9 protein-coding genes are annotated in these 10,869 nt (G+C 67.4%); 7 read left to right on the forward strand and 2 right to left on the reverse strand.

The features are described 5' to 3' along the window. Position 1 precedes the first annotated feature (1 nt). From accD to WC815_21845, 6 genes are read left to right on the forward strand one after another with little or no spacing between them, the layout of a single operon-like run. Complete coding sequence (gene accD, locus WC815_21820; GenBank protein MFA5911424.1) at positions 2–883, forward strand: acetyl-CoA carboxylase, carboxyltransferase subunit beta; 882 nt, start codon at positions 2–4, stop codon at positions 881–883. After that, on the forward strand, positions 880–2,142 hold the full coding sequence (locus WC815_21825; GenBank protein MFA5911425.1) for a cyanophycin synthetase: 1,263 nt from the start codon (positions 880–882) through the stop codon (positions 2,140–2,142). Before accD ends, WC815_21825 begins: the two co-directional genes overlap by 4 nt. A 45-nt stretch (positions 2,143–2,187) precedes the next feature. Then, a complete protein-coding gene (locus tag WC815_21830) occupies positions 2,188–4,473 on the forward strand; it encodes a putative LPS assembly protein LptD (protein MFA5911426.1) in 2,286 nt (761 codons plus the stop codon). Between the two features lie 14 nt (positions 4,474–4,487). After that, a complete protein-coding gene (rfbB, locus tag WC815_21835) occupies positions 4,488–5,501 on the forward strand; it encodes a dTDP-glucose 4,6-dehydratase (protein ID MFA5911427.1) in 1,014 nt (337 codons plus the stop codon). Beyond that, positions 5,501–6,448 carry a GDP-mannose 4,6-dehydratase gene (locus WC815_21840; GenBank protein ID MFA5911428.1) on the forward strand — a complete coding sequence of 316 codons (948 nt, stop codon included), beginning with the start codon at positions 5,501–5,503 and terminating at the stop codon, positions 6,446–6,448. Before rfbB ends, WC815_21840 begins: the two co-directional genes overlap by 1 nt. A gap of 20 nt (positions 6,449–6,468) precedes the next feature. Continuing rightward, positions 6,469–7,452 carry a radical SAM protein gene (locus tag WC815_21845; GenBank protein MFA5911429.1) on the forward strand — a complete coding sequence of 328 codons (984 nt, stop codon included), beginning with the start codon at positions 6,469–6,471 and terminating at the stop codon, positions 7,450–7,452. A gap of 29 nt (positions 7,453–7,481) precedes the next feature. On the opposite strand, the gene WC815_21850 is transcribed toward WC815_21845, so the two are convergent. Next, positions 7,482–8,618: a M20 family metallopeptidase gene (locus WC815_21850; GenBank protein MFA5911430.1), complete on the reverse strand. Its 1,137-nt coding sequence runs from the start codon at positions 8,616–8,618 to the stop codon at positions 7,482–7,484. 30 nt (positions 8,619–8,648) lie between these two features. On the opposite strand from WC815_21850, the gene WC815_21855 reads away from it, so the two are divergent. Beyond that, positions 8,649–9,215 (forward strand): hypothetical protein, encoded by a 567-nt coding sequence (locus tag WC815_21855; GenBank protein MFA5911431.1) that lies wholly within the window; start codon positions 8,649–8,651, stop codon positions 9,213–9,215. Positions 9,216–9,230: 15 nt separating this feature from the next. On the opposite strand, the gene thiC is transcribed toward WC815_21855, so the two are convergent. After that, the coding region (gene thiC / locus WC815_21860) for a phosphomethylpyrimidine synthase ThiC (GenBank protein ID MFA5911432.1) at positions 9,231–10,869 on the reverse strand (1,639 nt) is incomplete at its 5' end.

Consider the following 10,869-nt stretch of genomic DNA (forward strand, 5'->3'; position numbering starts at 1 on the left):
TATGGCATGGTTCAAGAAGGCCCGCAAACCCATTGCGACGCCCGAGAAGACCAGCCGCGTTCCCGAAGGCCTGTGGGTGAAGTGTCCGGAATGCGACACCATCATCTACACCAAGGATCTCGTCAAGAACCTCCACGTGTGCGGCAAGTGCGCGCACCATTTCCGGCTGTCGGCCACCGAACGCCTCAAGTCGCTGTTTGACGACGCGCGGTGGGAGGAGCTGGCCCCGGACCTGACCTCGAACGACCCGCTCAAGTTCACCGACACCAAGCCGTACAAGTCGCGCCTGGCGAACACCCAGAAATCCACCGGGCAGAAGGACGCCGTCATCGTCGGTGTCGGCCGCATCAACGGCCTCGAGACGGTGGTCGCGTCGATGGAGTACAGCTTCATCGGCGGCTCGATGGGCGTGGTGGTCGGCGAGAAGATCGTGCGCGGCATCGAGATGGCGCTCGAACGCAAGGCGCCGATGATCATCGTGTCGTGCTCCGGCGGCGCCCGCATGATGGAAGGGGCGCTGTCGCTCATGCAGATGGCCAAGATCTCGGCGGCGCTGGCGCGCCTCGATCGCGCCAGGCTCCCTTACATCTCGCTGCTGACCGACCCCACCACCGGCGGCGTCACCGCCAGCTTCGCCATGCTGGGCGACCTGAACATCGCCGAGCCCAAGGCGCTGATCGGCTTCGCCGGGCCGCGCGTGATCGAACAGACCATCCGGCAGAAGCTGCCCGACGGCTTCCAGCGCAGCGAGTTCCTGCTCGAACGCGGCATGCTGGACCTGGTGGTCGATCGGCGCGAGCTGAAGGCGACCCTGGAAAAGACGCTGCGGTTCATGAGCGCAACCCAGGCCTCAAGCCCCAAGCCCCAAGCCTCAAGCAATTGACCCCCCTCGAACGGCTGTTCGCCCTCGAGCAGTTCGGCATCAAGCTCGGGCTCGACAACATCCGCGCCATCCTGGCCGCGCTCGACCATCCCGAACGGGCGTGGCGGTCGATTCACATTGCCGGCACCAACGGCAAGGGGTCGGTGGCCGCCATGGTGGAGCGGGCGCTGCGGGCCTCGGGACTCAAGACCGGGCGCTACACCTCGCCCCACCTGGACACGATCGAAGAGCGCGTGGCGATCAACGGCGTGGCGGTCGATCGCGCGGCGTTCACCGCCGCCACCGAAACGGTGTTCGCGGTGATTGACGCGGCCACCCGAACCGGAGCCTTGACGGTCGTGCCGACCTTCTTCGAGGTGTCCACGGCGGTGGCGTTCGAGATCTTCCGCCGCGAGAAGGTGGAGGTCGCGGTGGTTGAAGTCGGGCTGGGCGGGCGCTACGACGCCACCAACGTGCTGGCGCCGGAGGTCACGGCCATCACCTCGATTGCCTTCGACCACGAACGCCACCTGGGCCAGACGCTGTCGGAGATTGCGTTCGAGAAGGCCGGCATCGCCAAGCCCGGCACGCCCCTGGTGATCGGGCGGCTGCCCGCCGAAGCGGCGCGGCGAATCGCCGCGGTGGCCGCCGCCGTGAACGCTCCGCTCATCGACGCGCACGCCACCACCACCGATCGCAGCTACCCGCCGCTCAAGCTCGCCCTGCCGGGGCGGCACCAGCTGGAGAACGCCGCCGTGGCCGTGGCGATTCTCGAAACGTGGTCGGCGCGGGTCTCGCTTGTCCCCACCGAGGCAATTGTGACCGGCCTGGCCGACTGCGACTGGCCGGCGCGGCTCGAGTGGCTGCGGTTGCCCGAGGGAGGCGAGCTGCTGATCGACGCGGCCCACAACCCCGCCGGCGCCGCGGCGCTGGCCACCTACCTGCAGGACACCAACCGGGCGCCACTGCCCATCGTGCTGGCGGTGATGGCCGACAAGAACCTCGCCGGCATGGTGGCGGCCCTGCTGCCGGTGGCGTCGGCGTTCGTGGCGACGACCGTGCCGTATGCGCGGGCGCGAACCGCGGAGGGGCTGGCGGCGGCGCTTCGCGACCTCGCGCCCAAGCTCCCGGTCGACGTGGAAGAGGTGCCCGAGGCGGCCGTGAACCGCGCCCTGGCGCGGGCGAACCGCGTCGTCGCGGCGGGATCGATCTACCTGATCGGCCCGCTGCGCGCGCGTCTGCTGGCCAACGGGGCCGCGCGCATGGGTGTGCGCGCCTGAACCTCTGAACCCGTGAACCCGGTTCTGGTATTCTCGATTTCATCCGTGCGGTTCCACTTCACCCTCGTCCTGACGTGCGTCGTCCTGCTGGGCGCTTTCGCGCGGCCGGCGCACGCGCAGATCGTGCCCGGCTGGAACACCAAGCAGTTCGCGCTCGAGCGCATCGACGCCGATCGCGTCCGGCTGATGCGCGAGGTGGAGATTGAAGGCGAAGCGAGCGGCCCCAACGCCGGCCAGAAGTTTTTCGCCGACGACCTCGAGATGAACACGAAGACGGGCGAGCTGACCGCCCGCGGCAACGTCGTGTTCCAGACGCCCACCTCCCGCATTGCCGCCGAGAGCGTTGTCTTCAACACCAAGACCAAGCTGGGGACTTTCACCAGCGCCACCGGCATCGCGCAACTCGGCGAGCGCGGCCTCGAGAACCGCAGCATGTTCGGCACGATGGAGCCGGACGTGTATTTCTACGGCGCGGAGATCGAGAAGGTCGGGCCCGACAAGTATCGAATCAACAAGGGCGGCTTCACCACGTGCGTGCAGCCGACGCCGCGGTGGGAAATCGTCAGCGGCCGCGCCACCGTCAACCTCAACGACTACGTCGTGATGCGCAACGCGGTGGTCCGCGTGAAGGACGTGCCGGTGTTCTACCTGCCGATCATGTATTACCCGATCCAGGACGATGACCGCGCCACCGGGTTCCTGCTGCCCAGCTACGGCGCCTCGACCTACCAGGGGTCGTCGATCAGCAACGCCTTCTTCTGGGCCATCAACCGCAGCCAGGACCTCACGCTGTTCCACGACTGGTACTTCTCGCGCGGCACCGGCATGGGCACCGAGTATCGCTACCTGATGGGGCCGCGGGCCCAAGGCAACCTGCGCGCCTATTGGCTCAACGAGCAGGAGGCCGTCATCAACGGCTCGACGCGGCCGGCGCGAAAGAGCCAGGTCATCACCGGCGGCCTGAGCCAGGGCCTGCCGTTCCGCCTCTCGGCGCGCGCCAACGTTGACTACTCGACCGACGTCACCACCCGGCAGCTGTACAGCAACAATTTCCTCGATGCCACGACCAGCCGGCGCACGGTGAACGGCGGGGTGACGGGCTCGTGGGGCGGCCTCAGTGTGAACTCGGTGTTCGAGCGGACCGAATACTTCTACAACGCCACCGATTCGCAGGTGAACGGCCGGGCGCCCGGGTTCTCGGCGTCGTACAGCGGCCGCAAGCTCCCCTTCCTGCCGGTGTACTTCTCCATCAACACCGACGCCGCGCACGTGCTGTACATCGGCAAGACCGCGACCGCCACGGTGGACAAGAGCCTGACCCAGGTGGACGTGTCACCGTCGTTGCGGGCGCCGCTCAGCACGCTGCCTTTCCTGTCGGTCAACGCCACGCTCGCCTACCGCACGACCTACTACAGCGAGAGCCTGGCCGCCGACCAGCGCACGCAGATCGACGAAGCCGTGACGCGCAGCTACGCCGACATGCGGGCCGACGTGGTCGGGCCGGTGTTCTCCCGCGTCTTCATGCCGAACAACGCCTTTGCCGAACGGATGAAGCACGTGATCGAGCCGACGTTCTCGGTGCAGCGGCGGACGGCCATCGTCTCACAGAGCCGCGTGCCGCAGACGTCGGGCCGCTTCGACACGATCATCGGCGGCTCCACGCAGCTGTCGTACGGCCTCGCCAACCGCTTGCTGGTGCGCAAGAAGGCCGAGGGCGCCGCGCCGGCCGGCGCGCCGCAGGAACTGCTGAACGTCTCAATCCGGCAGAGCTACTACAGCGACGAGCGGGCCAGCCAGTACGACCCGGCGTTCGGCTACAGCCAGGGCCGCCCGGCCAGCCCGTTCTCGCCGATCTCCCTGTCGGCCCGGGCCCTGCCGCTGCAGCCGATGTCGGTGGACTTCCGCATGGAGTACGATCCGCGCACCGAGGCCACCTTCAAGGTGATCGGCTACGGCCTGAACGGCGCCTATCGCACCGACCTGCTCGAGGCGTCGGCCGGATGGAGCCGGCAGAACTACGGCGCCGCGGCGGCGGGCCGCTCGAACAACTACGTGCAGCAGAGCACGCAATTGCGCTTCGGCGGCGGCCGCTACGGCGGCACCGTGTCGTTCAACTACGACATCGCCCGCTCGACGCTGCTGAACCACCGCTACATCGCGTTCTACAACGCCCAGTGCTGCGGCGTGTCGTTCGAGTACCTCGCCTACAACTACGGGTCGGGCACCAACCTGATCGTGCCCCAGAACCGCCGGTTCAACATGTCCTTCACGCTGGCCGGGGTCGGGTCCTTTTCCAATTTCTTCGGGGCATTCGGCGGCGGGACGTATTAACATCGTCTGCTGTCATGGTCAAAGTTCTCGTCACCGGCGGCGCCGGTTTTATCGGCAGCAACTTCGTGCGGTATGCGCTGCAGACGCACCCCGACTGGCACGTCACCAATCTCGACAAGCTGACCTACGCCGGCCGCATGGAGAACCTGCACGACGTCATCGACAACCCGCGCCATACGTTCGTGCACGGCGACATCCTCGACGCCGCGGTGGCGGGTCCGCTGGTCGAAGCCGCCGACTACGTCGTGCACTTCGCCGCCGAGACCCACGTCGATCGCTCGATCATGGCGGCCGGTGACTTCATCAAGACCGACGTCGAAGGTTCGTTCGTGCTGCTCGAAGCGGCGCGGCGCAACCCGACGCTGAAGCGCTTCGTGCAGATTTCCACCGACGAGGTCTACGGCAGCGTGGCCGAGGGCTCGAGCGTCGAGACCGACGAGTTGCGGCCGCGCAACCCGTACGCCGCGAGCAAGGCCGGCGCCGACCGCCTGGCCTACAGCTACTGGGCCACCCACGACGTGCCGGTCATCGTCACCCGCGCCTCGAACAACTACGGGCCGTACCAGTTCCCCGAGAAGATCCTGCCGCTGTTCGTCACCAACCTGATGGACAACGTCCCGGTGCCGCTCTACGGCGACGGCGGCAACATCCGCGACTGGCTGCACGTGCTCGACCACTGCCGCGCGCTCGACCTGCTGATTCACACCGGCACCAACGGCGAGGTTTACAACATCGGCGGCGGCAACGAGGTGAAGAACATCGACCTGACGCACGCCGTCCTGAAGCTGATGGGCAAGGGCACCGACCTGATCAAGCCGGTGGCCGACCGCAAGGGTCACGACCGCCGCTACAGCCTCGGCACCGCGAAGCTCCAGGCCATGGGCTGGAAGCCGCACGTCCCGTTCGAGCAGGGGCTGCACAACACCGTAGCGTGGTACCAGGCCAACGAGTGGTGGTGGCGGCCGATCAAGGAACGCGACCCGGCCTACCAGGCCTACATCGAAGCCCAGTACGGCAAGCGCGGCTGATGTCTGCCCCCGTCCTGGTGACCGGCGCGGCGGGGTTCGTCGGCAGCCACCTGCTCGAGTTGCTGGCCGAAGACACGCCGGAGATCGTGGCGTGGCAGCGGCCCGGCACCAAACCGCTGGTCAGCGGCACCGGCGTGCGCTGGGTCACCGTGGAAATGCACGACCGCAACGCGGTGGACGCGGCCGTCAGGGACGCGCGCCCCTCGGCGGTCTACCACCTGGCCGGCGTGCCTCACGTCGGCGATTCCTGGGGCCACACCCGCGAGACCTTCGCCGGCAACGTGCTCGCCACCCACCACCTGTTTGAAGGGCTGCGTCGCGCCGGCTTGGCGCCGCGGGTGCTCATGACCGGCTCCGCCACCGTCTACGCGCCGTCCGATCATGCATTGCGCGAAGACGACATCGTCTGTCCGAACAATCCCTATGGCACCAGCAAGCTGGCGCAGGAGATGGTCGCCCTGCGCGCGTGGGAAGACGATGGGATACCGGGATTGATTGCGCGGGCATTCAACCACGTCGGCCCGCGGCAGGTGCCGTCGTTCCTGGCGCCGAGCATCGCGAAGCAGATCGCCGGGATCGAAGCGGGACGCCTCGAACCGGTCCTGAAGGTCGGGAACCTCGAGCCGCGGCGCGACATCATGGACGTGCGCGACACCGTGCGCGCCTACCGCGCGATGATGCAGTCGGCAAGGCCCGGAGTGCCCTACAACGTCTGTTCGGGCCGTCCGGTCGCGGTGAAGGACTTGCTACAGCTCTTCATCGCGCACGCGCGCGTGCCGATTCGCGTGGAGCAGGACCCGGCGCGCTTCCGGCCGAATGACACCCCACTCCTGCTGGGCGACCGCGCCCGCCTCGAAGCGGACACCGGTTGGTCGCCGCAAATCCCGCTCGACCAGACGGTCGAGGACCTGATCGGGTATTGGCGATCGACGTTGACTGGCGAATAAAAAGCGAAATAATAGCGGGAATGGCGACCTTCCCGCTGCTTTTCGACCTGGGTCGCTCCCCCACCACGCGCGATGTCGCGAAACTGGTGAAAGACGGCGGCGTGGCGGCCCTGCCCGGTGCCGTCCGACGCGGCGATGCCGCGACCTACCAGGAAATCCGCTGCCGCTCCGCCCTCAACCGCGTCAAGGGCATGCCGTTCTTCAAGTGGACGCTCAACCCGTATCGCGGCTGCACCCACGGGTGCCACTACTGCTTCGCGCGACAGTACCAGACCCAACTCGAGCTCAACGCCGGCGACGATTTCGCGTCGGTGATCTTCGTGAAGACCAACTTCGTGGAGGTCCTGCGGCGCGAGCTGGACAGGCCCTCCTGGATCAAGGAGTCAATCGGGTTCGGCACGGCCACCGATCCCTACCAGCCGATTGAAGGCAAATACAAGCTGTCGCGGGGCGTGCTGGAAGCCTTGCGCGACGCGGCGACGCCGGTGGGCATTGTCACCAAGGGGCCGATGATCGTGCGCGACATCGACGTGTTGAAGGATCTCTCGGCGCGCGCGTCCTGCCGGGTGCACATCAGCGTCCCGACGGTGGATGAAGACGCGTGGGAGAAGCTCGAACCCGGCGTGGCGCACCCGATGCAGCGCCTGCGGGCGGTGCGCCAACTGGTGGATGCCGGCATCGACTGCGGCGTGCTGATGGCGCCGATCGTGCCGGGATTCTCGACGCATCCCTCCAAGATCGAGCGGACCATCAAGGCCATTGCCGACTCCGGCGCGCGGTCGGTGGGAGCCATGGTGATGCACCTGAAGGGCGGCGCGCGCGATCACTTCATGGGCCTGTTGAGCCGCGAATATCCGCACATGGTGGACCGCTACGAGCAGCTCTATGCGGGAAAATACGCGCCGAAGGACTACACCAGGCAGGTGGACGAGGTCGTGTCGCTGATGCGCGCGCGACATCTCGGGGGTCTGACCCCGAGAGGGCTTTCTCGCCGAGGGGTCTGACCCCCACGTAGTGCCGAGGGGTCTGACCCCTACGCAGTCAGGCGAGCCAGCAGGCCGGCAATAACCGCGGCTCTCGGTGCGAGGGCTTCGATCTCGACGTGCTCGTGAATGGCGTGCGCGCCGTCCCCGACCGCGCCGAAGCCGTCGAGGGTCGGCACCCCCAGCGCCGCCGTGAAGTTGCCGTCGGAGCCGCCGCCGGCGCTGCCCTCGTCCAAGGTCAGTCCGAATCCTGCCGCCACTTCCCGGGCCGCCTCGAACAGCTTCACGACGCCTTCGCTTCTCTCCAGCGGCGGCCGGTCGAAGCCGCCCGTCACCGTCAGCTGCGCGCCGGCGATCTGAGGCGACAAGGCCTTCATCGCGCGCTCGACTCGATCGGCATCCGCCCGCGTGACCGCGCGCGCATCGATGGTGGCGTGCGCCTCGGCCGGCACCACGTTCGCGCGAGTCCCCCCGGACACGACGCCGACCGTGACGGTGACACCGCGAGCGGGATCCTGCAGGTCGTCGATGGCGATGATCTGGCGCGCCAGCTCACGGACGGCGCTGATGCCCTTGCCGGGGTCGAGCCCGGCGTGGGCCGACACCCCGCGAACGGTCATCTCGAACTGCCCCACACCCTTGCGGCTGGTCTTGAGGGCACCGCCGGGTAATGACGGCTCGAACACCATCACGGCCTCGCTGCGCCGCGCCTCGTCTTCGATCAGCGCGCGCGAGGTGTCGCTGCCGATTTCCTCATCCGTCGTCCACAGCATCACCACCCGGCAATTGCCGAGGCCGCCGCTCGCCATGACCGCGCGCGTGGCCAGGGTGGCGAGCCCGATGCCGGCCTTCATGTCGAACACGCCCGGGCCGTACAGGCGCCCGTTCTCGCGCTTCATCGGCATGGTCTTCAACTGGCCAATGGGCCACACGGTGTCGAAGTGCCCGAGCATCAGGATCTGCCGCGGCCCCGCGCCAAAGCTGGCGCGCAGGTGATCGCCGGCGGTGGCGGACGAAATGCGGGTGACGGCGCCGCCGATCGACGACAGCCGCGCCGCCAGTTCCGCGCCACACCGGTTCACGGCCTGCGGATCGTCGCTGGGCGATTCGATGGCCACCAGGGCTTCGATGAAGTCCAGCAACCAGTCGCGATTGGCTGAGCAGTAGGCGAACAAGTCTCGTGTCATTGGATGGGAGGCCCGCCCTATAATAATTCCGTGCTTCGCTACTTCCGCCTGCCCCGAGCCGTGTCGAGGGGTGGCGCAATCGTGGGTTTGGCAGTCATCGCCGCCGGTGCGATCGTATCGGCGCAGGTCCCACAGCCGTTCCCGCGCCCGAACACGCCATCGACGCAGAAGCCGGCGACACCGGCCGCGCCCGCGGTGCCGGCTCAACCGGCCAGGCCGGCCACACCGGGATCAGCCGAGGCGCCGACCGAAGCGATGCTCGGCGCGCCGATCTACCCGTCGGCCGTCTACCTCACGTCCTACGACGCCGGCCGGGGCCAGCGGTTCTACATCTTCGGCGTGACCGTCCCGTACGCGGACCTGGTCGGGTATTACAAGACGGTGCTGAAGACCAAAGGGGACGAGCTGTTCGAGGCGCCGCCCACGCACCAGTTCGAGACCGGCCGCTTTCGTGACGAGACCATGGCGTTTGCGCCGAGCGTGACGATCAAGGACTACACCTACGGTGGCTCCGCTGGATTTCCCAATCCGAAGCCGGGCGCGACGCCGGAACGCTTTCCGACGGTGATTCAGATCGTCCCGGCGCCCAGGCCTTAGACCGTGGGGCACCCCTTAAAGGGGTGCCCTACCAACGTAGATTTCCGCGCCGCTCTTGCGGAACTCCTCGGACTTCTCTTCCATACCCTTCGCCGCTTCGGCCCGCACCTGCTGCGTGAGCTCCATGCTGCAGAACTTGGGGCCGCACATCGAGCAGAAGTGCGCGACCTTGGCGCCGTCGGCGGGAAGCGTCTCGTCGTGATACGCGCGCGCGGTCACCGGATCCAGCGACAGGTTGAACTGATCTTCCCAGCGGAACTCGAACCGCGCCTTCGACAGCGCGTCATCCCAGGCGCGGGCGCGGGGGTGCCCCTTCGCCAGGTCTGCCGCGTGCGCGGCGATCTTGTAGGCGATCACGCCGGCCTTCACATCGTCGCGGTTCGGCAGGCCCAGGTGTTCCTTGGGCGTGACGTAGCAGAGCATCGCGGTGCCGTACCAGCCGATCATCGCGGCGCCGATCGCCGAGGTGATGTGATCGTAGCCAGGCGCCACGTCCGTGGTGAGCGGGCCCAGCGTGTAGAACGGCGCTTCGCTGCACCATTCCAGCTGCTTCTCCATGTTCTCGCGAATCAGGTGCATGGGGACGTGGCCGGGGCCCTCGTTCATCACCTGCACGTCGTACTCCCAGGCGATCCTGGTCAGCTCGCCCTGCGTCTTCAACTCGGCGAACTGCGGCTCGTCGTTGGCATCGGCGATCGAGCCGGGACGGAGGCCGTCGCCGAGCGAGAACGACACGTCGTAGGCCTTCATGATCTCGCAGATCTCGCGGAAGTGCGTGTAGGTGAAGTTCTCCTGGTGATGGGCGAGGCACCACTTGGCCAGGATCGATCCGCCGCGAGAGACGATGCCGGTCAGGCGCTTGGCGGTCATCGGGATGTAGCGCAGCAGCACGCCGGCGTGCACGGTGAAGTAGTCGACGCCCTGCTCGGCCTGCTCGATCAGCGTGTCGCGGTAGACCTCCCAGGTGAGATCTTCCGGGCGGCCGCCGACTTTCTCGAGCGCCTGGTAGATCGGCACGGTGCCGATCGGCACCGGCGAGTTGCGCATGATCCACTCGCGGGTGTCGTGGATGTTCTTGCCGGTGGACAGATCCATCACCGTGTCGGCGCCCCACAGCGTCGACCACCGCAGCTTCTCCACTTCCTCGTCGATCGACGAGGAGACGGCGGAGTTGCCGATGTTGGCGTTGATCTTCACCAGGAAGTTGCGGCCGATGATCATCGGCTCGAGCTCGGGATGATTGATGTTGGCCGGGATGATGGCGCGGCCGCGGGCCACTTCGTCGCGCACGAACTCGGCGGGCAGGCCTTCACGCGACGCGATGTAGGCCATCTCGGGCGTGATCTCGCCCCGGCGCGCGTAGTGCAACTGCGTGACAGCTCTTCCTTGCCTCGCATCCGCTCGGCGGGGCGCCACCCACGGCTCGCGCAGCTTCGGCAGGCCTTCGCGCGGGTCGTGCCCCTGCGGTCCGCTGGTGTCGTAGAGGCGTACCGGCTTCTCGCCGCCGCCGAGCGCCACCTCGCGGAACGGCACGCGCAGCGTCGTCTCGCCGGCGGGCGTCTGCACCACCTGCTCGTCGTAGACCTTGGTGGAATTGGGATAGGCCTCTTCGTAGGTCGAGGCAACTGGTACAGGCGTGGACTTCTTCATCTCC

The organism is Vicinamibacterales bacterium (assembly GCA_041659285.1).
Lineage (GTDB): Bacteria > Acidobacteriota > Vicinamibacteria > Vicinamibacterales > UBA2999 > 12-FULL-67-14b.